The sequence below is a fragment of the Blautia sp. MB18-30 genome (assembly GCF_023669475.1).
Classification (GTDB): Bacteria; Bacillota; Clostridia; order Lachnospirales; family Lachnospiraceae; genus Blautia_A; species Blautia_A fusiformis.
The window spans coordinates 1-24,303 of sequence record NZ_JAMOYY010000012.1 but is presented as its reverse complement, the minus strand read 5'-3'; the positions used below and the strand labels follow the sequence as shown (position 1 = coordinate 24,303).

Sequence of the window (24,303 nt, the reverse complement as noted above, 5' to 3'; positions counted from 1 at the left end):
CTTAGTTATGCTATATATATAGCTTATCCTAATTCGCAAAATATGTCTATGAATTGGATTAGACAAAATATGCACTAAATGATACAATGATAAAAAGTACGAAAAGAGGTGCTGTCCTATGTATTTGAACACCGGTTATTTGAACCACTCACATATGGATTTCAAAGACAAAAGTCGTCCGCTGATTGTAGGTAGCTGTGGTACTTACCGTCTTTCCAGACATCCCAAACTTCCGACCTACCGTCCAAAGGGTCGTCTGGATTATCAGATTATATATATCACTGCTGGTTGTGGGCATTTTCATTTTGATAATGTAAATAATGAAACGATTGTTCCAGCCGGCAACATTGTACTGTACAGACCGAAAGAACTCCAAAAATATGAATATTACGGAGAAGATAAGACAGAAGTATACTGGATTCACTTCACAGGAAGCAATGTAAAAAATATCTTACGTCAATATGGGTTTCCGGATAAAGAACGTGTCTTTCAAGTGGGTACATCTAATGAATATGAACAAATTTTCAAACGTATCATTATCGAGCTGCAACGCTGTCAAGACAATTATGAGGAAATGCTTGTCCTTTTGCTACGTCATCTTCTGATCAGTTTCCACCGGGAACTGACAAGAGAGCACATATTAAAAAATGAATACCTTGATCATGAGATGGATAATGCTGTTACCTTTTTCAGTGAAAACTACAATCAAAATATCAATATTGATGATTATGCTGCCTCACGAGGCATGAGTGTCAGCTGGTTTATCCGAAATTTCAAAAAATATACCGGTTCTACACCAATGCAATTCATTGTGGGAATCCGCATCAACAATGCTCAGATGTTACTTGAAACAACAACTTATTCCATCCATGAGATTTCTAAGATTGTCGGATATGATAACCAGCTTTATTTCAGTCGGCTTTTTCACAAGTTGAAAGGATATTCGCCGAGAGAATACCGAAAAATAAGAAATAGGTTATGAAATCTATAATGTCATAAAAACTAAATGCCAAAAAAGGATGCCAACGAATCAAATCAGATTACGTGACATCCTCTTCTTTTTATTAGTGCTATTTTATAAATTCAACCGAATAGTAATACATGTACTCATTATCTGTATCTATATGCTCCCCTGCAATATCCTGTATTGGCAACGAGCTTAATCCTTTTTCTCCATAAATCAGTGCTGCTAATCCTTGCTCTGTTCCATACTCTATCCTGCATTTGTTTTCAATAGTCGTTGCTGATCTTCCATAATATTCCCTGTTTTTAACTCCCTCCAAAATTGGTATTTCTGTCATATATTTTGAATATTTATCTGCTGCGATGAGCTTTGCAGTAAAATTATCAAAATCCGGTGTAATGACAATCAATCCATTTGTGGAAGATTTCACATCTTCATAGGAAAGTTCCAAAACTTTTTTATGTGAAACTCGTTGTCCAAGCTGATATTCTGACAAGTAAATAGATAACGTTTTAAATGTATCCCTTGAATTGTATCGAAACATCATTGTTCCATCAATTCCTGATAACAATTCAGCAGTTTTCATTTCTATACTATCTGAGTCTACTGCTTCAATATAGTTTTGTGGTTGTCGCAATTTATTACATACGATGGATCCAAAAGTAACCATAGATATTCCCACTACAATAAGAAGCACTATAATGATTGACCAGTTTTTCGATAGCCTGAGGCTAGTCTCCTGTGGGTTGTATTCGGAGTGTAATTTGAAATGATCCATACGGTTCTCCTTGTTGTTCTGAAATTTGTGGATATGTAAATACTGCCTGTTACTATATGTAAAGAGAGTGCTTTTATCTTTATTATTGTTGCTTTTACAGTATATCATTCAGAGTAAAAAAATTTATCCAAAAAGCTTCGGCTCATTCTCGATCAAATCTTCTGCCAGATATTTTGCATCCATATTTTCTATTCCATAACTATCATTTGAAATTTGTTCTGCAAGTTTACTGGAATAAAATGGATAGTTCACAATCCACTTGTTAAAATGTGCTTCACTTTTTGCAATAGGCTTAATATCCGTGTCATGATCCATATTAAAGTCATAGGTCATGTACGAGAGCTGTTGTGCATATGCCTTTAATTCCAGATCTGATATATCTGCCAGAATCATAATGTCCACATCAGAATCCGGACGAAAGTCACCCCTTGCACATGAACCATAAAGGATTATCTGGCGTACATAGGAACCATAGATCTTCTTGATCTCTTCTACATACTGTTCGATTAAATCCTGCATCATCTTTGGCATATATCATCCCTCATTTTCTACTGATCATTCTATGCTCTGCTTACTTCTTAATTTTATTATAACCAGTTTACCCTTGTTTCTCAATCAGTATTTTCCATGTATCAATTTTACTGTTACTGAGAACGGAGTGAACAGTAACATCTTCTCAGTTTCCCGTAAAAAAAGCTGCCCGCATTTACGGACAGCTTTTTTGGCGTTATTTACAGTTTTCTCCTTTTTTGTCAGATTCCCTCATACCGTGCGATCTGGGAATAGATGTAGGAATTGTAGGTAAGTCCTGGTTCGTATCTTCTGTACAGGAACATAAGCTCGCTGGACTGTTTGCTGTCAACAGCTTTGGATACATACTCAACCTGCTGACGCAGAGATGCGAAGTATGCCTTTGCTGCTGTTGCAAAATATTTTCTGTTTGTATTATCATTCTGGCCGTTTGCCAGTTTTATTCGCAGATTTTCCATCTGGGACTGAAGATATCTTGTATTACAGATAGTGATCCATGCCTTATTGTAAGCTGAGATCGATGGCTGGATTCCGCTGAATGCCTTGCCCACCAGTTTAAATCCCCATTTTGCTACAAGGGTATAGCTGGAAGCACCCAGCTTCTGCCCCTTCCATACAGTATTTACGATACCTTTTGTTATAAGATCATTGGTAAGGTCTGCTGTTTCACTCAGAATATCATCTGCTATATAATCCACCGCCATACTGTAGATATCCTTACTGTACCACTGTTCCAGCTTATTCAGTCCTGTATAAAGACCACTGTCTGTCGGAACCAGATGCATCAGCTGTACGATCTGATCATATTCTACATGCAGGACCAGCATCCAGGAGATCACAAAGTCATAAAGGTCTAATCCCTTTCCAATTGCTTTGTTCGCTTTTTCGATCTTGCCCCAGTTATCCGTAAACAGTTTAAATGCATTATTCAGTTTGCTGGCATCTACCGCTCCATTTAAAAACTTTGAGGAAACTGTCCGGGCAAACTGATAACGGGTTCTCCCGTCCAGTTTAAAGCTTTCACGGATATTCTTGGCTTCACCGAAAAATCCATTTATTACTTTCAACAGATCTGCCAGCGAATCATATCTTCTGTTCCAGTCCTCTTCCTGCATACTCTGAAGAAGTTCTCTGGCCATCTCCATGTTAAGCTTATCTTCACTGTAGCTTACACCGGTAAAATGTTCAAATATGGCTTTTACATTCGGTGTGCCTGCTTCCAGCTGGCTGATCAGTGCTGCTGCCATATCATCAAATTTACTTTTTGATGCCATTGCAGTATAGGATTCACTCTGCAATTCTTTTGCAACCTTGCTGATCTCTGCATTTCCAAGGTAATCTGCATGATCTGTAAGGAATTCTTCTTCTGACATCTTCACGAAACTTGAAAGGAAGTTTTCTCCGTAAACATAGGAGGTAAGGCTTGCGTTTTTAAGTTTTTCATTGCCTGCGCCCCAGGAAATGGACTGAGTCCATCCTCTTTTGATTCCGGCATAAGCTGCTTCCGCAAGGCTTTCGCAGCCCTGGAAAGCATTTTTTCCGATTCTGGTCACATAACCGAAAACGTGTACCTTGCCGATAACCCGGCAGTTTTCAAAAGCAGAATCTCCGATAGTCTCCAGATTTAACGGAAGATACAGCGCTCCCCCCATTGTGGTACATCCGGAGAAAGTATTTGCTTCAATGATAGTAAGCTCGTAAGGAAGCCTGATCATGGTAAGTGCAGAACAGTTCATAAACGCTGCGGCTCCAATGGATGTAACCGTTTCCGGTAATTCGATATTTTTAAGTTTTTTACAGTTCTTAAAGGCATTTGCGCCGATCTTCTTAAGTGCAGAAGAATTGCTGACCTCACTGAGGCTGCTACAGCCCTCAAATGCACTGGCTCCAATGGTATTTACGCTGGAAGGAATGCTTACGGACGTTATCGTCGTATTGTTCTTAAACAGTCCCGCCCCCAGTGCTGTTACTTTTCTTGCAGAGGAAGCTATGCTCAGGCTTGACGGAATACCGACCTTGGAATTCTTTCCATAATATCTTACCAGGGTTATGGTTCCGTTATTGTTCTGTTCATAAGCCCATTCCTTGCCGTAAACGGCAAAACCGTTCACCTCCACCGTAATGGTTTTGGTTGTCTTTGGGTAAACATGATGCTTACTCTCTTTTGCGGTGAGCCTGATGGTGATCTTTCCTCTACCCTTTGCCGTAAGCTTGTCTCCGCCGGTGATCCATGCTTCTCCATTTAATCCGGATGCATTCACGCTGCAGGTAACTGCCGCCTCATCCAGTGCCTTGACTCTTAATGGCTTCGCCAGAAGTTCGCCGGAGGTAACATAGGTATTGGCTTTTGTACCTTTTTTCATTCCGTCCGGATTTAAGGTAATGTTCTGTTTTCCCTGAAGAACCGCAAGAGCCTTTTTGGATACTGCCTTGTAATGCTTTGTGGCGCCTACATTTACGGTAATATAAGAATATCCCGTCTTCTGAAGTGTCGCCTTACTTCCGTTTAGCTTTGCAACGGAAGAATTGCTGCTCTTAAAGGTGATCTTCGGTTTATCTGCCTTACCTCCGTTGATCTTTGTGGAAATGGTGAACGTTTTTCCTTTATTGCCGGCTCCTTTGATCACATTGGATACCTTCAGTGTACGTGCAGCCTTATTGATCTTGAAATTTTTCTTTACAGATTTTGATCCTGCAAAAGCACCCGATCCCTTAATAGTCACACTTCCGGTTCCCGGCTCTTTGCTTTTGGTCGATGCCTTATAATCCTTACCGGATTTTAAGGTTATACCGTTAAATTTTACCGTTACCTTTGGAAGGGATGCCTTTCCGTTCCAGGTACGGCTTCCAACGGTGATCTTTGCCTTGGTCAGATCTGCTTTTGCCCAGTGTGCGTATAATGTCAAATCCTCGGGCAGAAGTAATAAAGACTTGGAAGTGATCTTCGTGCCGCCTTTTCCTGCTCTGGTATACCATCCCAGGAAATAATATCCCTTATAGACAGGTACCGGAAGGGTTCCGAATGCCTCTCCCTTTTTCAGGAGCTTTGTCTTCTGTTTCTCCGACAGCACTGCTTTTTTCGCATTTTTGTTGAATGTGATCTTAAAGTTTAATTTTTCTGTGGTTCCTACGGAAACAAACTTGAATGAGTGGTCCTTTGCGTAGCTTTCTGCATAGGATCCTGTATATCCGTAAATGGCAAAATTTTCTGATACGCCATCAAAAAGGCTATCATTCAGCTTTGTAACCCCGGAAGGGATCGTAGCATTCTTCAGGGAACTGCACTCCGCAAAAATATTGGAGCCTGTTCCATTTGCAATATTCCGGGAAGGAAATGTGATCTTCTCCAGTGCCGTGCATGCTTTAAAGACCTCAGATCCCATATAGACCAGCGATTCCGGAAGCTGGATTTCCTTCAGCGCACTGCATTTCAGAAATGCATCATTGTCGATCTGTGTTACGTTCTTTGGAATATTCACCTTTGTAAGCCCTGTACAGCCGCTGAAGGCATAGGACTCAATTTTTTTCACTGTATCCGGGATCTCTACGGTTTCAAGGCCTTTACAGTTCTCAAAAATGCTGTAGGGAACATTATCGATTCCCTTTGCGAATGTAACCTTTTTAAGATTGGAACAATCTACAAAAGGTCCTGCTTCCCGGTAAGCAGTATCAACACCTGCCGGCACATTGATCTCGTTAAGGCCTGTACAGCCTCCAAAGGCACTTCCTCCAAGAAATTCCAGTCCTTCCGGAAATACGATCCTGTCAATATTTTTACAGCCATAGAACGCAGAACCATTGATGACTTTCAGGGATGCCGGAAGTTCACTTCTGCTCAGCTTCAGATCCGTACAGTTCCAGAATGCATCTGCATCGATAGATTCCAGGTTTTTGGGCAGTGTGATCTCTTTAAGATATCCGCAGTTACAGAATGCCCGATAGCCGATTTTTTTTACGGAATCCGGCAGAACCACTTCCTCCAGCATGAGCATTGACCCCGGTGAATAAAAAATACCTCTCGGGATTTCTTCCATTCCCTGCTCAAATGTAACCTTCTTAAGTGTCGTCAGACCTGCAAACGGTCCTCCCCATGCTCTGTTGGCTGCGGTATAATCCTCTGTTTTCATCTGTGGCGGAATATTGATTTCTGTAAGACTGGTTTCGCTGAACGCACTGCCTCTTAAAACCTTCAGTGTGGAAGGCAGCTGGATCTTGCTCAGACTTTTACAGTTATTAAAGGCTCCTGCTTCGATAGACTCAAGCTTTGCGGAAAGATGGACATCTTTCAGATTGACGCAGCTGTTAAACGCATTTTTTTCGATATTTGTCACACTGTCCGGTATATTGATACTGAGAAGCCCGGTACAGCTTAAAAAGAATCCCTTGGGGATCGAGGTAATGCCTTCTCCGAAGGTTACATTCCGCAGTGCGCTGCATCGTGCAAATACGCCTGCATAGGCCGGACTTTCCCCGATGGCTCCATCCGCCTTTACAGATGCCGGTATATGAACAGAATTCAGTGCCGTACAGCCCTGAAAAACACCGGCACAGATGGTAACTCCATTATCCGGAAGTGAAATACTGCGAACAGAAGTACAGCCGCTGAAGGCTTCCCTTTCCACTCTCTTCACCGTTGACGGAATGACCACCTCAGTCATGTTAATGCAGTTCGCATAGGCTCCTCCTGCGATCTCCGTAACCGGATAGCCTGCGATACTTGAAGGGATCTTTCCGTCTGTCTGCTGACAGCGGTCCTCCCCGGTCTTTTTCCCGTCTTTGTCAAAATGCTGATCATAGACCACTGAAAGGATCGTTACTTCCCCATTGGATACCTTATAGTTAAGTCCGTTCCAGACGCCTGTGGTACCTGCGCCGGCTTCTTCTGTCTGGCCATCCTCAAAAGCAGATTCCTGTTCTCCGTCAGCCGGCTCTGGCAGAAGCTCCTGTGTTTCTTCCTCCTCTGTCATTTCCTCTGATGGCTGAATTTCTTCCGCTTCACCAGTGTCCGTGTTTTCGTCGGAAAGGATATCTTCCTGTACCTCCTCTTCTCCGGCTTCTTCTGTGTCTGCTTCCGGTTCTTCTTCAATTTCTTCTGTTTCCGGTTTCTCTTCCGTGTACAGAGAGTTTTCTTCACCGGAAGTAAACTCTGCCGCATTTGCCAGCCACGGTGTATACACACTTGTTGCCAGCATTGTCACTGTCAGAAGCAGTGCCAGTTTTCTCTTCATCTTACTCTCCTCCTTTTTCTTTTTCATAAATATTTATGGGAATGGTTTATTCCCGTTCAAAGACGACTTTGCCGCCAAGAACTGTCATATCCACCTTCACCGTCTTGATCTCATCGGGATCAATGGAATAAATATCTTTCTCAAGAACTACAAGATCCGCGTTTTTCCCGGTTTCAATCGTTCCGTTCTCCTTCTCTGTATAGGAAGCGTAAGCTGCGTTTTTTGTAAAAAGCTTCACCGCCTCATCTACAGACATTTTTTCGGATGGGATCCAGCCTTCCTGTGGCTGACCGCTGATATTTTTGCGGGTGACTGCAAAATAAATATTCTCCATGGCATCAAAGCTTACCACAGGAGCATCCGAACCGCCGGACGTATGGATTCCCATATCCAGCATGCTCTTCCATGCATACACCTTATCCATACGGTGTGCGCCGATGGCAGGTTCCACTGTGTTCATATCCAGATCGATAAATACCGGCTGGATATATGCCAGAAGATCCTGGTCTTTCATCCCCTGCAAAATACGCGGATTGGTGATCTGGCAATGCACGATACCATGTCTGCCCTTTTTATTATCCTTCCGGTAAGGAGATTTCGCTGCTGCCTCAATGACCATATCCATGGCACGATCGCCGATACAGTGTACCGCTGCCTGCATCTGATGCTGGTCAAAAAAAGCAAACAGATCGTCAAGCTCCTCCTGACTGAATGTGATGATCCCGGTATTTCCCGGCGAATCCTCGTAAGGCTCATTCATGGCCGCTGTTCTTGCACCAAGGGAACCATCTTGGATCAGCTTCATTGGTCCGACAGTAAAGTGATACCCCCTCTGTCCGGTACGATATCCTTCCTCAATAAAAGCCTTCGCATCCTCCGCCCGCTCAAAAAGGCACTGCTCATAATGGCGGATACTCAGCTCTCCTCTGGCATCCAGTGCCTTATAGGAGGCCATGATCCGACGCCAGTTTTTCCCCGGAAGTGAAGCAAGATCATCGGACTGTACACCTGTAAATCCACATTCATTCAGCTTCTTCGCACTGTATTTGATGTAGTCTTCCACTTCTTCCTGGGATGGTGCTTCCAATACGGAAGAATAAAACTGTACTGCATTCTCCTTCAGAAGTCCGGTATCCAGGTCAACCTCCTTCTCAATCTCCGGGAACTCCGGGATTTTTTTCAGAAGCTCCAGACCGCAGCTGTTGCACACAGCCACATGCCCGCAGACACGCACCATAATGATGGGGATTTCCGTTGAGAGCGCATCCAGCTCATCCTTGTGCGGATAGCGTGGCTTATCAAAATGCTCCTCATTCCAGCCTCTGCAGTAGAGCCAGGTCAGCTTCTGACCTTTGCTCTCCTCCAGTCTTTTTTTTGCTGCGGCAAGCATTTCCTCAACACTTGTGCAGTCAAACAGTTTTACAGATCTTTCCACAAATGCATAATGCAGCATATGCATATGTGTATCCACAAAACCGGGCAGCATCAGCCTTCCCTTAAGGTCGATCCGCTTTTTGCAGGAAAAAGCTTCCGCTTCTTTATCAGTTCCCACAAAAACGATCCGGCCATTTTCGATTCCCACAGCCTCTGCCACTTTTTCACTGTCATCCAGTGTTCTTATACATCCGTTAAAAAAAATTGTATCCACTGTTTATTTTTCCTCTTTTTCTTTTTTATCCTCGTAGAAAAGTGCCATATCCTTGTCTACCTTTCCGATTCCCATGTAACGCGCCTTGTAATCCTTCAGCAGTTTAAAGAAAGTACCACTTAAGATAAACAATGTGGCAACATTTACAAATGTAGGGAATACGGTTGTAAAGTCTGCAATTACCCACAGCTGCGCCGGTGTTCCGTTTCCGTAAAGAGTAAGCACTGTGACCAGAAGACCCCATAATGGTGTTCCAAGGATAAAAACCTTCTCTGCAATCTTCAGAACCTTCTGATTATTTTTCAGCCAGTGCTTCAGGATCACGCTGTAGTAGGTGAACCATCCGGTTGATGTTGTTAATCCAAAAAGAAAAATACTGATCGCGATCAGTGCTCTCGCAATGGAGCCCATTCCAGACTCAAATGCTGTCAGTGTCAGCTCTGATCCCTGAAGTCCTGAATTCCAGTAGCCGGTGATGATAACAACAAGACCTGTCATGGAGCAGACTACGATGGTGTCTGCAAATACCTCAAATGCTCCCATCAGTCCCTGTTTTACAGGATGGTCTGTCTTTGCGGAAGCATGGATCATAGGAGATGTTCCCCAGCCTGCCTCGTTGCTGTATACGGAACGGGCAAAGCCAAGACGCATTGCTGTTGCAACACCGGCTCCCATAAATCCGCCGACTGCCGCCTGTGTTGTAAATGCACCCTTGAAGATCAGTCCAAAGGTTTCCGGCAGCTTGTCAAAATTCACTACCAGTATTGCGAGAGAGCCTACAATGTAAAGCATACACATGATCGGTGTCATATAGGAAGAGATCACGCCGACTTTCTTTACACCGCCGATGATGATCAGATAGATCGCTGCCACATACAAAAGTGACGGTACGATGTACGGCAGGTGGAAGGTACTTCCGACAGCCTCTGATACTGTATAATTCTGCAAAGTAATGAACCATGTCATGAAAATACAGCCGCCGAACAGTACTGCAAAAAGTTTCCAGAAGGGAAGCTTTTTCTCTCCGCCAAGCCCCTTCTGCATGTAGTAGGTCGGGCCTCCCTGGTACTCACCGTTTGGCTGTTTCTCTCTGTAGTATACAGCAAGTGTTACCTCTGCCATCTTGATGACCATGGCAAGAAGCGCTGCGATCCAGAGCCAGAATAATGCCCCAGGTCCTCCTGTTGCAATAGCCGTTGCAACACCGGACATATTGGATACACCAACAGTACCTCCGATCGCAATGGAAATAGCCTGGAACGGTGTCAGGCTCTTTCCGTCATCTCCGCCTTCCTGGCGACGTTCTTTACTGAACATGTTTTTCACAATGTAACCAAAATGGCGAAACTGGAAGAAACCGGAACGTACTGTCAGATATACGCCTGTAGCGAGGATCGTGATCAGCAACGGCAGTCCCCAGAGCCAGTTGGTCAGATTTTCAAATAATTCAAACATCTTTTCCTCTCCTGTCCTTCTTATTTTTTGTCTTTTGCATCCACTCGGAAAATCTGTGTATAGAATATAAAAAATCCCCGGAACATGAAGGCAGATACGGATACCCGGTGTTCCCGACATACAGCTCTTCTGCCATATATCTGCGAGCCCCGTTTCTATCCTCTTTATCCTTCATGCTCTGGGGATCTTACATTTCAGCCCACGAATCTTCCAAACGATGACAGTATATCACAGTTCCGGAGGAATTTCTACTTTTTCTGTTTGAATTTTGTATTTTTATTCATTTTTCGTGAATATTACTATTTTACCGTATGGATTCCGGATACTCCACCCCTTCCGGCATGGAATCCCATTCGTTAAGGCCAAGGCTCTGCTTGAATTTCGCCTGTTCAAGCGTAAGCGTCGGGAGATCATCCTGCAGATAATCCATCAGCTCGCTGATGCCTTCCCTTGTCTTGTTATTTACCATAAAGATCCTCTCACAGCCCATGTTCTCCATCCACTGTCTGACCATGGGAATGTTGGCATGGGGAGAATCCACCTTGGTGATGATCCCGATCAGCGGCCGTAGTAGAAAATTCCTGCTGCCGTCACTAAACAGGTTAAAGGGCTCATTGGCTGCCTGTACAATGGCGATCACATCCGCCTCAAAGGAAAAGCAGGCCAGTCCTACGCTGAAATGCTTGGATTCCGCATATTCTCCCGGTGAATCAATAGTATCTTCATTTGTATTGGTATACTGAGTCTTATGATAATGAAGCTCTTCCCCTTTAAGCGCCTGTGTCAGGGATGTTTTGCCGGCTTCACTTCGACCCATCAGAAAAATTTTTTTCATTTTTTATCCCGTCCTGCCTCAGCTTCTGTGGATCTTACAGACATCGAATTTCAATGTCTCATGGAAAAATCGTACCACTTCCTCCACGGCTGTCATCACTTCCGTAAAACCGCCTGTCAGGATCAGCGTCCCGCAGAAACGATCCATAAATCCTACTTCCACATGAGCTGCCTTCACTGCAACATCTGCCGCAACCACGATTGCCTCCCAGGGTGTGACACGGACCATGCCGATGGCATCTCCTCTGTGATCTTCACCTTCATGAACACCGATATGTAACGCAAGATTCTCATATATCGATCTGTCATTTGGTGTAAAAACATGTGCAAAGGAAAGCTCCTTTCCAGGTACTCTCACCCGGGTCAGCCGAAGTCTTCTTCCCTTAAGGTTCTCATAATCATCATGAAACAGCCTCTCCAGCAGTTCTTCCTTTGTTATCCGTTCTTCCATGGTACACTTCCTTATCTCTTGGTGATATTGCATACTACATATCCCAGAGTATCACGGAAATAATCCACGATCTCCTCCATTGCAGTCTGCACATCGGAAATCTCTCCTGTTATGATCAGTGTTCCTGTAAAACGGTCTGCAAATCCAAGATACACATTACCGCTCTTCACAGCAATATCGGATGCGATCACAGCAGACTCGGAAGGTGTCATGTTCATGATACCAATTGCAGATGATCCATAGTCCACCTGCGGATTCAGTCCAAGCTTCTGATATATGATAGGTGCCGGACCACCCATGATATGGGCAAATGTGATCTCCTTACCGGCTACGGTTTCCTGTACGATTCTGATCTGATCTCTATGTTCATCCGCCATTGATGATTCCTCGCTTTCAAAATTTTATATTATTCTCGATCTGATAATATTGGATAATTTTATAAGCCGGATTTCATTCATCCGGCTTACAGCTTCCTAAAGTCAGGCAGATCTTTGAAATCCGCTCTGCTACCTGCTCATGGTCAAAAAACAGTCTGGCAGTTCATCTGATTTAATTTTACTATTTACCAATTTTAATGTCAAGACAATTCTTCGAAAACAAGTCAAAAAACAACGTTTTTAAAAATATAAATCCACAAAAAACAACATTTATTTTCAAATCCTCGCGGAAAACCAGTCAGAAATCTGCTCAGAACTCAAACACCTTCTTAATACTGTCATAATGTAGGAATTTTCCCTCTGCGGCAAACGCCCGGATCTGCTCCAGGGTTGCAAACATATATCCGTCTGTCTCTTCTGTCTGAAGCTTCAGATCCTTATCCTCCACATCCATGACAAAACGGTACACATCCACAAAGTAATTATCTCCTTCCCCCGGGTTCTCTCTTTTATATGTAAAAAGGTATCCGCCCTCTGCCTCACTGGCGTCCAGTCCGGTCTCCTCTTTCACCTCACGGAGTACTGCATCACGGGAAGCCTCTCCTGCCTGGGCTGCACCGCCGGAAACCTCCCACCAGCCCGGAGCCCAGGCCTTTGTCATCACACGTTTAGTAATAAGAAAGGTCTTGTCCGGTCTTGCCACCACACCTAAGACTGTCAGATGATATTCTCCATCTTTCAGGCACCAGTCGTTGCGCTTCATGGTACGTCCTGTCGGTTTCTTATCTGCATCGTAAATATCCCAGAATTCCATTTTTCTATCTCCTGTCTTTTTTACATTTCACGGTAATATGGTCTTACATTTCCGTCTCCCCGTGTTCTGTATCTTTTTTATTTGTTATGATACCACGCTAAAGTCCTGTATGTAAACCCTGGAATCTGCTACCTTTTCCAGTTATTTTTTTCAGCTGCTATCTGCACATTCTGCTCCTTTTATTTCATAAGAAAATCTATAGATTATTTTTATTATATCACTTGTATTATGAATTAGTTTTATAGATATTTTTGTTATATAATTAACACAAACAAACGATTCTATTTAAAATAACCAGGGAGGTTTTTTTCAGATGAAGAATGATTATCCGCATATTTTTTCCCCATTAACCGTTAAAAATATGACTATCAAGAACCGTATTGTTATGATGCCGATGGGCACCAACTACGGTGAACAGAACGGCGAAATGAGTTTTCTTCATATCAATTATTATGAGCAGCGTGCAAAGGGTGGCACAGGTCTCATCATCGTAGAGAACGCAAGCATCGATTCCCCGCAGGGCTCCAACGGAACCACACAGCTGCGCATCGACCATGACAACTATCTGCCACGTCTTTTCAAATTCTGTGAAAATATTCATAGATACGGAACAAAGATCGCGATCCAGATCAACCATGCCGGAGCTTCCGCTGTTTCTTCCAGGATCAACATGCAGCCGGTTTCCGCATCCGACGTTCCATCCAAAGAAGGCGGCGAGATCCCGCGTCCTCTTTCCAAAGACGAGATCCTTCACATCGTAAAAAAATACGGTGAGGCTGCAAAACGTGCACAGACAGCTGGCTTTGACGCGGTAGAGATCCATGCAGGACACTCCTATCTGATCAGTCAGTTCCTCTCCCCGATCACAAACAAGCGTACCGATGAATTCGGCGGATCTGTTGAGAACCGTACCCGTTTCTGCCGTATGGTCATCGATGAGGTAAGAAAACAGGTAGGACCTTTCTTCCCGATCATGCTCCGTCTCAGTGCGGATGAGCTGATGGAGGGCGGAAATACACTGGAGGATACTCTGGAATACCTGGATTATCTTCAGGAAGAGGTTGATATCTTTGATGTTTCCTGCGGACTTAACGGTTCCATCCAGTACCAGATCGATGCAAATTATCTCCCGGACGGATGGCGTTCCTACATGGCAAAGGCCGTAAGAGAAAAATTCAACAAGCCATGTATCTCCATGGGTAATGTCCGTGACCCGAAGGTTGCTGAGCGTATCCTGGCTGACGGTGATGCAGATCTGATCGGTATGGGCCGTGGTCTGATTGCAGACCCTGCATGGGTAAACAAGGTTGCCACAGGTCATGAGTGTGACCTCCGCAAATGTATCTCCTGTAACGTTGGCTGTGCCGGAAACCGTATCGGCGTAAACCGTCCGATCCGCTGTACTGTAAACCCATCTGTTCTTGAGGGCGATGTATATAAGAAAAAACATGTAAATAAAAACTGCAACGTGGTCGTTATCGGCGGAGGCACTGCCGGACTGGAAGCTGCCTGTACAGCCGCAGAGGTTGGATGCAATACCTTCCTTCTTGAAAAAGGCAATGAGCTTGGCGGACTTGCATCTCTGATCTCAAAGATCCCTGCAAAGAACCGTCTTGCTGATTTCCCGCACTATCTCATGCATCGTGCTGAACAGCTTGATAATCTTTACATCTTCAAAAACACAGAAGGAACACCGGAAAACATCCGCAAGTTCCATCCGAATATCATCGTAAGCTCCACCGGCTCCGCTCCGCTTCTGCCTCCGATCGCAGGACTGAAGGATCGTATTGACAACGAGAACCATAATATTTATTCTATTCTTGGTATGATCAGCCACATTAATGATTTTCCGAAGGATCTGGAAGGCAAAAAGGTTGTTGTTGTAGGCGGCGGTGCTGTAGGTCTTGATGTTGTGGAATTCTTTGCTGACAGAAACGCAGACATCTCTATCGTTGAGATGATGGATCAGATCGGACGTGATCTTGACCCGGTAAGCAAAAATGACACAAAGACCATGATGAAAAAACACAATGTACATCAGCTTACAAAAACTGCTCTCCTTGAGGTTAAGGATTCTTCCTTCCTTGTCAGGGGCGACGGTGAGCCTTATGAGCTTCCATTTGAGTACGGCTTCGTATGTCTCGGAATGAGAGCTCAGGGACAGCTTTACCAGAACCTCACAGAGGAATTTTCTTCTGAGGATGTTGAGATCATGAACATCGGCGACAGCCAGAGAGCAAGACGAATCATTGACGGTACCCAGGAAGGACGCAATATCCTTACCATTCTTGAGCAGAAGGGATACCTTTAATATTTTTCCGCTATACCCTTTCCGGGAATATTTCAATCCTTCTACCGGAAAGTGTATATAGATTTGTTACAGTTCACTCGGTGATCCGTAACATAGTTTTTCCACGTCTTCCTCCCCCGTAGCCGTCCGGAGAATGTCCGCAACTTCTTCAGATCTATGTGGTGGGAGGTTTAAAAAAGACAAATCTTCATCCAGATTTTACCAATGAGAGGAGTTATTACCATGTCAGAAAGAATCACAGGACATACCGAACTGATTGGTCTTATGGCATATCCGATCCGCCACTCCAGCTCTCCTGCCATGCAGAATGAAGCTTTTGCAAAGCTTGGCTATGATTATGCATATCTTGCATTTGAGGTTGGTGCAGACGAGATCGAGGATGCTGTAAAGGCCATCCGTACTCTGAAAATGAGAGGTTCCAACGTTTCCATGCCGAACAAAACTCTGGTAGGCCAGTACCTTGACGAGCTTTCACCGGCAGCAGAAATGTGCGGCGCTGTAAACACCATCGTTAATGATCATGGTCATCTTACAGGCCATATCACAGACGGTATCGGATTTATGGCAGCACTGAAAGACAATAACATCGACGCCATCGGAAAGAAAATGACCATCGTAGGTGCAGGTGGTGCCGCAACTGCTATCGAGATCCAGGCAGCACTTGACGGTGTAGGCGAGATCGTAATCTTCAACCGCAAAGATGAATTCTGGGACCGTGCAGTATCTACGGTAGAAAAGATCAACACCAGAACTTCAAGCCATGCTGTTCTCTATGATCTGGCAGATCTTGACCAGCTGAAAAAAGAAATGGCTGACAGTTATATTTTCGTAAATGCGACAGGTGTTGGAATGAAACCGCTGGAAGGTCAGTCCGTTGTTCCGGACAAGTCTTACTTCCGCCCGGAGCTTATCGTTGTTGACGTGCCTTACTCCCCTCTTGAAACTGCTATGCGTTCTATGGCAAAGGAAGTTGGCTGCAAGACAATGAACGGCCTTGGCATGATGCTTTTCCAGGGCTCCGCTGCATTTGAACTGTGGACCGGCGAACCGATGCCGATCGAGCATATGAAAGAGATTCTTAACATCAGATACGACGACTAAACTGCTATCTGTTCCTGTCGTATCAGAAAGGACCATTATGAAAACAGTTCAGGTAAGAAATATCACACTCGGAGAGGGAAGACCGAAGATCTGTGTCCCGATCGTGGGACAGACAAAGGATGATATCCTCCTTGAGGCAGGGACCTTCGCAAGGATCCCCGTAGACGTTGTGGAATGGCGTGTTGACTGGTTTGAGGACGTTTTTGACACAGACAAGGTTCTGGATGTGGCAAAAGATCTCCAGACCGTTTTAAAGGATACTCCGATCCTCTTCACCTTCCGTACTGCAAAGGAAGGCGGAGAAAAAGCGATCTCCAACGAAGCTTACAAAGCACTCAACATGGCTGTCGCAAAAAGCGGCTATGTAGATCTCATTGATGTAGAAGCCTTCACAGGTGAGGAGATCGTAAAAAGCATGATCCAGGAAGCACACAGCTATGGCGTAAAGGTCATCGCTTCCAACCATGATTTTGACGCAACTCCTGAGAAGGATGAGATCGTGCGCCGTCTTCGCATGATGCAGGACTATGGCGCAGATATCCCGAAAATGGCTGTTATGCCAAGAAACAAACAGGACGTGCTTACACTCTTAAGTGCCACGCTGGAAATGTCCGAACAGTTCGCCGACCGCCCGATCATTACCATGTCCATGGCAGGTACCGGTGTTGTCAGCCGTCTCGCTGGCGAAACCTTCGGTTCCGCCCTTACCTTCGGTGCAGCTACCAAAGCTTCCGCACCGGGACAGATCAATGTCAACGAGCTTGCACAGGTTCTTGACATTATCCACAAAAGCCTGTGATCCTGTAACCTCCCATAAAAAGGATCTACGGTAGATTTTTGTAACAGAACGCGAATTATAAACCAATTTTTAAACCCAATTGATGTAACAAATTTTTGCAATTTTAATCCCATAATAGCAAATCTATTAAAATAATAATTAAAAACAACAAATCTCATGACAAAAAGAAGAAGTGTGCTGACCCATCCAGCACACTTCTTCTTTTTCTGTTTTTTATATCTTTGTTATTCCTCTGATCAATTTTTATCCTCGATGGCATTCTCCTCTTTCTTTCTGGGATCCCAGTTTGAAAGGAAGATATTCAGGCCGAAGCCTACAGCCAGGGCCCATGCGGATGCCCATGCAGTTCCCTGGGTTGCAAGCACAGCTGCCATAACACCTGCGATCATCTTGTCACGGTCTGTTCTACAGTAATCCATACCGATCCTTGCACAGACAAAGGCCTGGAACATCAGAGTAATGGAGGAACCGACTCCAAAGATCGGACGGAAGAAGCTTACAACCGGAATGATCAGCACACTTAAAAACGTTGCAATACGGAAGGATGCCATACCGCCGATCAGAGACTTCATAGCTTTCTTTCCCTCCTTGTAACGGATGGAAACAGATACTGTCATTCCAACCCATAACGGACCGGAAAGCGGCGGGAACGGGGCAATGACGGAAAGGATCAGGTTCCTGATTCCGCTGACCAGGTTGGAACGGCTGGAATTGAAATCAATGTACTCATCATCTCTGGACTGGCGTGCCTCTGTAACCAGTGTCTCTGTGGTAACAAAATCACCAAATGCGATAACATAGCATACAAGTGCCAGAGGAAGCGCTTTGACAAACATGGAGACCGGCGGGATTCCCACACCAAAGATACTTACCTGTGAGATAATCTCTTTGAACTGCGGGATCTTGATAAAGGTTCCCAGCTCCAAACCAGGCGCATCCAGTTCTCCTACAAGAAGACCTACCACCATGGCGATCAGATACGGGAAAAGGTTTCCATACCTGGCAACAAGATCCAGGAATTTGTTGTTCTTTCTCTTCTCCTGATATTTATCTGAAAAGCTGATCAGGATCAGAAGGCCTACACCGGCAACGATCGCCAGCGGATACTTATGCATGTTGCCGCCCTCTCCCAGCTGTCCTGCCATAACCGTCACCGGCGCAGCAAGAAGGATACCACCCTTAACAGAATTTGGTACTGCATGGACAAATTTATCCGCAAGTTTGGTGATGCCCATAAATATGAACACGAGACCAACCAGCATCTGCAGGGCGATCATTGCCTGGATACGTTCTTTTCCCATAGGGAAGCCTTCCAGGAATACGATCGTCAGCGGAAGGGTCGGTGTGATCCATCCCGGTACAACCGGATCACCAAGTAAGCTGTGTAGCATATACAGCATGGTCTCTATGATCACACAGCTCCATGCCAGCTCATAAGGCAATCCCAGATATTGTTCCAGATAAGGAACCGCCGCCAGTGCCGTAACCCCGAGGATCAGGCCCTGGATAAACTCTACGGACTCAATTTTATAGTGAATAAACGGAAAACGAATCTGAAATGGCCCAAACGGAATGTAGGGCAGTTCGTTTTCTCTTCGCTGTCTTGCTGCACGTGCCATAACGATTCTCCTTTGTCGTTTTTTTGATAATACATATATAGTATCTTTTATTTTGTAAGTTTGTTAATTAACAAACATTTTCAGAAACGGTAAAGTCCAATCCGGGAATTGTTCCCGAATTGGAACTTTGTTTTGCACAGATTCAGTCATCTTTGTCTGTATCCATACAATGATTCACTTTTTTTACTGTAGTCAAACGGATATTCATCCCAAGGGATTTCCTTGATTCAGTCAAGCCTCTTTTCCACGGTTCATCTTAACGAACAGTGCAAGAAGGATTCCTATGAATGTCACTGCCATATTGAGAAGCAGGATCATTCTCGGAGCACTGGTTCCGGCAGTCTTTGTAATGTAGCCGGCCAGTGTCAGAATGGTGTAGTTCGCAACGCTGGATGCGATCATGACCATGGATGTTGCAGTTCCCTTGTTTTCCGGGAAGAACTCCGCAGTTGTGGAAACAGCCAGCTGAAGCACACCGCCTGCGCCTGCAAAACCGATCACAAATCCACCGATAAGACAGATTGTCGGATTCTGGATAAAGTAGCAAAGTCCCAGCATGATGAAAGAGATCAGTGGATAAATGATCAGGATATTGATCTCCTTCAGTCCTTTTTTGATAAATACAGAGGAACACAGGATTGCTGCAAAGGTTCCTACTGCATAGAATGACTGGATTTTGGAAGGATCACTTAAGTTATAAAGCTTTCCGAGCTCCTGGTTACAGTTCAGCCACAGCATGAATGTAGAAGAGCTTGTAAATCCGATGAGGATTGCTGCAAGAGCTGCAGGAGTGATCTTTAATTTTGCTTTTTCTTTCTTTACTGTACCTGCTGTATTTCTCTCCGGGAATGGCAGGAACAGAATCAGGATTCCATCGATAAAGATCGCAGCACCTGCAACAATAAAAATGGTTCTGTAGGACATATTCGCCGCTGCTACAAATCCGATGAGGAAAGGAAGCAGAAACTGGCTGATACACATGGAGAATTTTGTAAACAGGTTCGCTACAGAAGGATTGTTTACATAAATCTCCATACATGTCGGGCTTACGCAGGTGTCCAGGAAGGAGTTTGCGATACCGCCTACAATGGCAAAGGCGTAGGCAACTCCCATAGACGGAGCAAATGCGATTCCCATAAAGTATGCTGCATAACAGATTACGCCGATGATTCCGCTTAATCTGCGTCCGAATTTGTCGGACAGGGGACCGGAAAACGGAAGAGAGATCAGTCTTCCAAGTCCAAGTGCGGCAATTACAGATACTACCATGCTGACATCCATAGTTCCATCACTTAAAGCCTTTGCTCCCCAGTGAGCCGCAAGCTCCGGCTTGTACTGACCCATGATGGAAGCTCCGATTCCATGGATGAAATATGTAAAATACAGCGCGATAGAAGTAATCACTAAATTTTTCTTACCTGTCTGGCTCATTTTTCTTATTTCCCTTCGTTCTCAGCCTGAAATTTCTGGTACTCATCTGTCGGCATCTCAAGACCTGTGTAAAGCTTGTAAGATGCTGCACCCTGCCACAGAAGCATTCCTTTTCCGCCTACCGCAAGCTTCACGCCTGCTTCTTTTGCTTCTTTTACCATCTTTGTCTCGGCCGGATTGTATACGCAGTCAGCAACAACAAGATCCTTATGGAACATGGATTTATCAACTAGTGTGATGTCATCATGTGGTTTCATTCCTGCAAGTGTTCCGTTCGCGAGGATATCTGCGTTTGCGATCTCTTCTCTCAGTTTGTCCTGGTCGTCAAGGCAATATACGCTTACTTTGCAGTCCGGTACTTCTTTTGCAAGCTTCTCAGCAGTTCCTTTTGCTCTGTCAAGGAATGGATCGTCAGGGTTGAAGATCGCGATGGATGCAGCTCCGTCAAGGGCACACTGTACAGTAAGGGCTGTAGCTGCACCGCCTGCTCCGAGGACTACCATCTTTTTGCCCTTTACATCAACACCGTGCTCTTTCAGGTTGCGGACAAATCCGATACCGTCTGTGATATGTCCAACAAGTTTTCCATCCTCATTTACGATGGTGTTTACAGCGCCGATGATCTTTGCTGCCGGTGAAAGCTCGTCTACACACTGAGCTACTTTGTTCTTGCAAGGCATGGTCACATTGCAGCCTCTCATTTTGAACAGACGCATTGCATCAAGAGCTGCCGGAACCTGATCCTCTTTGATATCAAATGCCATGTAAGCATAGTCCAGGTTATGGTACTGGAAGCTGAAGTTGTACATAGCCGGGGATCCGGAATGTCCTACAGGGCTTCCGATCAGTGCAAGTAAACCAGTTGTTCCTTTAATTCTCTGTTCCATTTCTTTTTACCTCCTGCATTTTCCCCTGTCAGACACCGGATATATTTTCTCCAGTGTCTGACAGGTCATCTTTTTAATTTTTGTACTGTCCGGTTTATTGGATAGATTGGCAGATCAGATCCTGGAAGCTACCTCATAAGCCTCTTTTGTTGCATCCAGTGCACGTCTTGCACGGATAGCATCTCCGATCACATGTGTCTCAGGTACAAGGTCTTTGATCTTCTCTTCCAGAGGATTGTAGTTGCGGAATCCCATGGAAAGGATCACAGAATCATATCCTCTTGACTCGTGACGTACTCCGTCAGCGGTCTCATATTCTACACCGTCTTCATAGAATTTGCATACCTTTGCTCCGGTGATCTCCTTGATTCCGTAGTCCTCGAAATCCTTCATCAGATATACTCTGTGCTCGTGGATCACGTCTGCACCTACGGTATCACGGAACTCGATAACAGTTACATCATGCTCCTGCTCGCCTAAAAATGCAGCTGTCTCGCATCCAACCATTCCACCGCCGACAACGAGAACCTTTTTGCCTGCTGCTCTCTTGCCATCCAGAAGGTCAGAGCCGTGGATGATAGCCGGATTGTCGATTCCCTCAATCGGAAGGATCAGAGTCTTGGAACCGGTGGCAATGATCACGCTGTCCGGCTTCTCTTCTTTGATAAGCTCCGGAGTTACCTCACAGTTCATCACGATCTTAACGCCATCCTTCTGGCAGCGATGGATGTAGCTGCGGATCATGTTTGTGATGTCACCTTTTCCCGGCGGATATGCAGCAAGTCTCATGTTTCCGCCGAGAACATCTCCTGCCTCATAAAGCGTTACCTCATGTCCTCTCTCTTTTGCGATAAATGCAGCGGAAAGTCCTGCAACACCGCCACCGATAACCATAACCTTCTTCGGCTCTTCCGCTTTCTCAAGCGGCTCTGCCTCATGACCCAGGAATGGGTTTGTCAGACAGCATACCGGATTTCCTGCATACATGTTTGCAACACAGCCCTGAAGACAGGCGATACAAGGAGTCATATCCTCAAGACGCTCTTCCTGTGCTTTCTTCGGCATAGCCGGATCTGCAAGGCTCTGACGTCCGAATGCTACAAGATCTGCTCTTCCTTCTTTTACCATCAGCTCTGCGAACTGTGGCTCTGTATAACGTCCAACTGTGATCACCGGAATATTTACCGCACGTTTGATCTCCTCAACCTCTGCTGCAGAGAATCCACCGTGGATAACAGTCGGTGCCCACATAAACTCATCCTTGATATGAACGGCACGGGATACATGGAGTCCGTCCAGTCCGCAACTTTCCAGATATGCTGCGATCGCTGCACTGTCGTGGATATCAAGTCCGCCCGGAACCTCATCTGCACAGTTGATTCTTGCAAGAACTGCAATTTTTCCCTGTGTTGCTTTTTTAACTTCCTCGATAATCAGACGGGAGAAACGCATACGGTTCTCAAAGCATCCGCCAAACTCATCCACTCTCTTGTTTGTTCTCGGAGAAAGGAAGGTACTTACCAGATAACCGTGTGCCATATGGATCTCAACAGCATCTGCTCCTGCTTCCATTGCTCTTCTTGCAGCCTCACCGTAGCCTTTGATCAGCTCGTAAACTTCCTCAGTTGTAAGCTGCTTCGGAATATCACGGCCGCACACTGACGGGATACTGGTTGCTGCTGTGATCGGTGCTCCTGCGTTCTTTGCATTTCCTTCCGGACCTGCGTTCTGAAGCTGGATGGACACCTTTGCTCCTTCTGCATGACATCCGTCGATAACCTTGCGGAAGCTCTCGATCGTAGAGTCGTCATAAAGACATGGTTTACGCGGGCCGCCCTTTGCGCCCTTGTGAACTACAGTAGCCTCGATAGTGATCAGACCAAATCCGCCTTTTGCTCTTTCTCTGTAATATGCAGCGGACTGCTCACTCATTGTTCCGTCTGTGTTTGCAAAGTTATTTCCCATTGGCGGAACAACAAAACGATTCTTTACTGTCATAGGACCGATCTCGATCGGCTGAAACATCGCATTGAATTTCATATGCGTTCTCCTTTTCTTTGAAACAATCTTTTTGTTTCTTTCACGGTAACGCCCTGTCACCGGTATGACGTCGGAAACAGGGGCCCGTCTGAAATATTAGTTTCTTGTATTAATTACAGTACTTCCGGCCAAGCCTCTTCCAGTACCTTCTTTGTGTTCTCATATGTATGTTTTGCAGCATACTCGATACCTTTTTCAAGGTTTGCATCGCTGATAACCTCTACGCCGATGGCATTTGGTCTGATGCCTTTTTCTTTGATCATTTTTACGAACGGTACTGTTGTTCCGATTCCTGTTCCAGGAGCAAGACGGTCATGCATGGACTCATCTCTTAAGATCGTTGTTGCATATGGTCTTTCCCATACATCGTTGATCTGGATGGATACGATCTTGTCTGCCGGGATTCCCTCAAGTACGGAAAGCTCGATTGGCTGGTTTGCTCTTACCCAGTGCCATGTATCAAGGATCAGTTTCGCATTCTCGCAGTCAGCAGCTTTTACAACAGCCCAGCCCTTTTTCACATCCGGGATTCCGCTGTATGGCATTGGCTCAACACCGATGATGTATTTGCCTGCTCTGTGGCAAAGCTCACGAAGCTTCTGTGCTGTGTACTCTACGGAATAGTTCTCCATCAGTCCGCAGTTGATCTGTTTTACGTTAAATAATTCACACATATGGAAGCAGAGCTGTTCTTTGTATTTCTGCTCATAGGAACGATGCTCCTCTGCCCACTGCACGATGTACTCAACCTCTGTTACCTTCATGTCATATTTATCCAGGATTGCCAGGATATCCTCGTCGAAAAGTCCCTCATTCAGGGCATCTACGTAGGTTTCTGCTCTCAGGCCGATTCCCTCATAGCCAGCCTCTTTGGCAGCTTTTACACGGTCCTCAAATTTGCACTGATCTCCCATTGTCCAGGAACTGATTGTGATTGGAAATTCTTTTGACATGATAATTCCTCCTGAAAATTTAAATAATTTTATTTGTTTTTTTTAAATTATTTTGTATCTTTTTTCTATAAGCATTATATAA

At 44.9% G+C, this 24,303-nt stretch carries 18 protein-coding genes and 1 pseudogene; 4 read left to right on the top strand and 15 right to left on the bottom strand.

The window, feature by feature from the left end; all coding sequences use genetic code 11:
• Positions 1–118: 118 nt before the first annotated feature.
• Positions 119–982, top strand: coding sequence for an AraC family transcriptional regulator (locus tag NCY57_RS07360; protein ID WP_044961974.1), 864 nt, complete (start codon positions 119–121; stop codon positions 980–982).
• A gap of 88 nt (positions 983–1,070) precedes the next feature.
• Here the strand turns inward: NCY57_RS07360 and NCY57_RS07355 are convergent, their stop codons facing one another.
• From NCY57_RS07355 to NCY57_RS07310, 10 genes and pseudogenes are all read right to left on the bottom strand, one after another.
• Entirely contained in the window at positions 1,071–1,742 is a 672-nt protein-coding gene (locus NCY57_RS07355) for a transcriptional regulator (RefSeq protein ID WP_227573683.1), read from the bottom strand.
• A 228-nt stretch (positions 1,743–1,970) separates the two neighbouring features.
• Positions 1,971–2,273, bottom strand: a pseudogene (locus NCY57_RS07350) (nucleotidyltransferase domain-containing protein); the annotation flags it as partial.
• 221 nt (positions 2,274–2,494) lie between these two features.
• Complete coding sequence (locus tag NCY57_RS07345; RefSeq protein WP_250789585.1) at positions 2,495–7,501, bottom strand: leucine-rich repeat protein; 5,007 nt, start codon at positions 7,499–7,501, stop codon at positions 2,495–2,497.
• A gap of 46 nt (positions 7,502–7,547) precedes the next feature.
• Entirely contained in the window at positions 7,548–9,149 is a 1,602-nt protein-coding gene (locus NCY57_RS07340; RefSeq protein ID WP_110102509.1) for an amidohydrolase, read from the bottom strand.
• Between the two features lie 3 nt (positions 9,150–9,152).
• Positions 9,153–10,604 carry an alanine/glycine:cation symporter family protein gene (locus tag NCY57_RS07335; protein WP_021652308.1) on the bottom strand — a complete coding sequence of 484 codons (1,452 nt, stop codon included), beginning with the start codon at positions 10,602–10,604 and terminating at the stop codon, positions 9,153–9,155.
• The gene (locus NCY57_RS07330) at positions 10,597–10,779 is read right to left on the bottom strand and encodes a hypothetical protein (protein WP_015527038.1); all 183 of its coding nucleotides are present in this window, start codon (positions 10,777–10,779) and stop codon (positions 10,597–10,599) included. Before NCY57_RS07330 ends, NCY57_RS07335 begins: the two co-directional genes overlap by 8 nt.
• A 129-nt stretch (positions 10,780–10,908) precedes the next feature.
• Positions 10,909–11,439, bottom strand: coding sequence for a EutP/PduV family microcompartment system protein (locus tag NCY57_RS07325; RefSeq protein WP_022426452.1), 531 nt, complete (start codon positions 11,437–11,439; stop codon positions 10,909–10,911).
• 18 nt (positions 11,440–11,457) lie between these two features.
• On the bottom strand, positions 11,458–11,889 hold the full coding sequence (locus NCY57_RS07320) for a BMC domain-containing protein (protein ID WP_044961969.1): 432 nt from the start codon (positions 11,887–11,889) through the stop codon (positions 11,458–11,460).
• Positions 11,890–11,900: 11 nt separating this feature from the next.
• Complete coding sequence (locus tag NCY57_RS07315; protein ID WP_015527035.1) at positions 11,901–12,266, bottom strand: BMC domain-containing protein; 366 nt, start codon at positions 12,264–12,266, stop codon at positions 11,901–11,903.
• A gap of 310 nt (positions 12,267–12,576) precedes the next feature.
• The gene (locus NCY57_RS07310; RefSeq protein WP_092069605.1) at positions 12,577–13,080 is read right to left on the bottom strand and encodes an NUDIX hydrolase; all 504 of its coding nucleotides are present in this window, start codon (positions 13,078–13,080) and stop codon (positions 12,577–12,579) included.
• 313 nt (positions 13,081–13,393) lie between these two features.
• Between NCY57_RS07310 and NCY57_RS07305 the strand changes: the two genes are divergently transcribed.
• The 3 genes from NCY57_RS07305 (at position 13,394) to aroD (ending at position 17,291) form a co-directional block, all read left to right on the top strand.
• Positions 13,394–15,391 carry an oxidoreductase gene (locus NCY57_RS07305; protein WP_059085376.1) on the top strand — a complete coding sequence of 666 codons (1,998 nt, stop codon included), beginning with the start codon at positions 13,394–13,396 and terminating at the stop codon, positions 15,389–15,391.
• 222 nt (positions 15,392–15,613) lie between these two features.
• A complete protein-coding gene (locus NCY57_RS07300; protein WP_118608570.1) occupies positions 15,614–16,492 on the top strand; it encodes a shikimate dehydrogenase in 879 nt (292 codons plus the stop codon).
• 37 nt (positions 16,493–16,529) lie between these two features.
• Positions 16,530–17,291 (top strand): type I 3-dehydroquinate dehydratase, encoded by a 762-nt coding sequence (gene aroD, locus NCY57_RS07295; RefSeq protein ID WP_015527030.1) that lies wholly within the window; start codon positions 16,530–16,532, stop codon positions 17,289–17,291.
• 236 nt (positions 17,292–17,527) lie between these two features.
• On the opposite strand, the gene NCY57_RS07290 is transcribed toward aroD, so the two are convergent.
• The 5 genes from NCY57_RS07290 to NCY57_RS07270 form a co-directional block, all read right to left on the bottom strand.
• Positions 17,528–18,910, bottom strand: a complete 1,383-nt coding sequence (locus NCY57_RS07290) for a hypothetical protein (protein ID WP_015527029.1) — start codon at positions 18,908–18,910, stop codon at positions 17,528–17,530.
• A 231-nt stretch (positions 18,911–19,141) separates the two neighbouring features.
• Entirely contained in the window at positions 19,142–20,341 is a 1,200-nt protein-coding gene (locus NCY57_RS07285) for an MFS transporter (protein ID WP_021652301.1), read from the bottom strand.
• 5 nt (positions 20,342–20,346) lie between these two features.
• A complete protein-coding gene (gene aroE, locus NCY57_RS07280) occupies positions 20,347–21,228 on the bottom strand; it encodes a shikimate dehydrogenase (RefSeq protein ID WP_015527027.1) in 882 nt (293 codons plus the stop codon).
• Between the two features lie 114 nt (positions 21,229–21,342).
• Positions 21,343–23,268, bottom strand: coding sequence for an FAD-dependent oxidoreductase (locus NCY57_RS07275; RefSeq protein ID WP_021652299.1), 1,926 nt, complete (start codon positions 23,266–23,268; stop codon positions 21,343–21,345).
• 113 nt (positions 23,269–23,381) lie between these two features.
• Positions 23,382–24,221, bottom strand: coding sequence for a sugar phosphate isomerase/epimerase family protein (locus tag NCY57_RS07270; RefSeq protein ID WP_147603350.1), 840 nt, complete (start codon positions 24,219–24,221; stop codon positions 23,382–23,384).
• Positions 24,222–24,303: the final 82 nt, after the last annotated feature.

Excerpts from the sequence above, each read along its gene's own strand:
- NCY57_RS07360 (WP_044961974.1), top strand. The coding sequence starts at position 119 with ATGTATTTGAACACCGGTTATTTGAACCACTCACATATGGATTTCAAA.
- NCY57_RS07355 (WP_227573683.1), bottom strand. The coding sequence starts at position 1,742 with ATGGATCATTTCAAATTACACTCCGAATACAACCCACAGGAGACTAGC.
- NCY57_RS07345 (WP_250789585.1), bottom strand. The coding sequence starts at position 7,501 with ATGAAGAGAAAACTGGCACTGCTTCTGACAGTGACAATGCTGGCAACA.
- NCY57_RS07335 (WP_021652308.1), bottom strand. The coding sequence starts at position 10,604 with ATGTTTGAATTATTTGAAAATCTGACCAACTGGCTCTGGGGACTGCCG.
- NCY57_RS07330 (WP_015527038.1), bottom strand. The coding sequence starts at position 10,779 with ATGAAGGATAAAGAGGATAGAAACGGGGCTCGCAGATATATGGCAGAA.
- NCY57_RS07325 (WP_022426452.1), bottom strand. The coding sequence starts at position 11,439 with ATGAAAAAAATTTTTCTGATGGGTCGAAGTGAAGCCGGCAAAACATCC.
- NCY57_RS07320 (WP_044961969.1), bottom strand. The coding sequence starts at position 11,889 with ATGGAAGAACGGATAACAAAGGAAGAACTGCTGGAGAGGCTGTTTCAT.
- NCY57_RS07315 (WP_015527035.1), bottom strand. The coding sequence starts at position 12,266 with ATGGCGGATGAACATAGAGATCAGATCAGAATCGTACAGGAAACCGTA.
- NCY57_RS07310 (WP_092069605.1), bottom strand. The coding sequence starts at position 13,080 with ATGGAATTCTGGGATATTTACGATGCAGATAAGAAACCGACAGGACGT.
- NCY57_RS07305 (WP_059085376.1), top strand. The coding sequence starts at position 13,394 with ATGAAGAATGATTATCCGCATATTTTTTCCCCATTAACCGTTAAAAAT.
- NCY57_RS07300 (WP_118608570.1), top strand. The coding sequence starts at position 15,614 with ATGTCAGAAAGAATCACAGGACATACCGAACTGATTGGTCTTATGGCA.
- aroD (WP_015527030.1), top strand. The coding sequence starts at position 16,530 with ATGAAAACAGTTCAGGTAAGAAATATCACACTCGGAGAGGGAAGACCG.
- NCY57_RS07290 (WP_015527029.1), bottom strand. The coding sequence starts at position 18,910 with ATGGCACGTGCAGCAAGACAGCGAAGAGAAAACGAACTGCCCTACATT.
- NCY57_RS07285 (WP_021652301.1), bottom strand. The coding sequence starts at position 20,341 with ATGAGCCAGACAGGTAAGAAAAATTTAGTGATTACTTCTATCGCGCTG.
- aroE (WP_015527027.1), bottom strand. The coding sequence starts at position 21,228 with ATGGAACAGAGAATTAAAGGAACAACTGGTTTACTTGCACTGATCGGA.
- NCY57_RS07275 (WP_021652299.1), bottom strand. The coding sequence starts at position 23,268 with ATGAAATTCAATGCGATGTTTCAGCCGATCGAGATCGGTCCTATGACA.
- NCY57_RS07270 (WP_147603350.1), bottom strand. The coding sequence starts at position 24,221 with ATGTCAAAAGAATTTCCAATCACAATCAGTTCCTGGACAATGGGAGAT.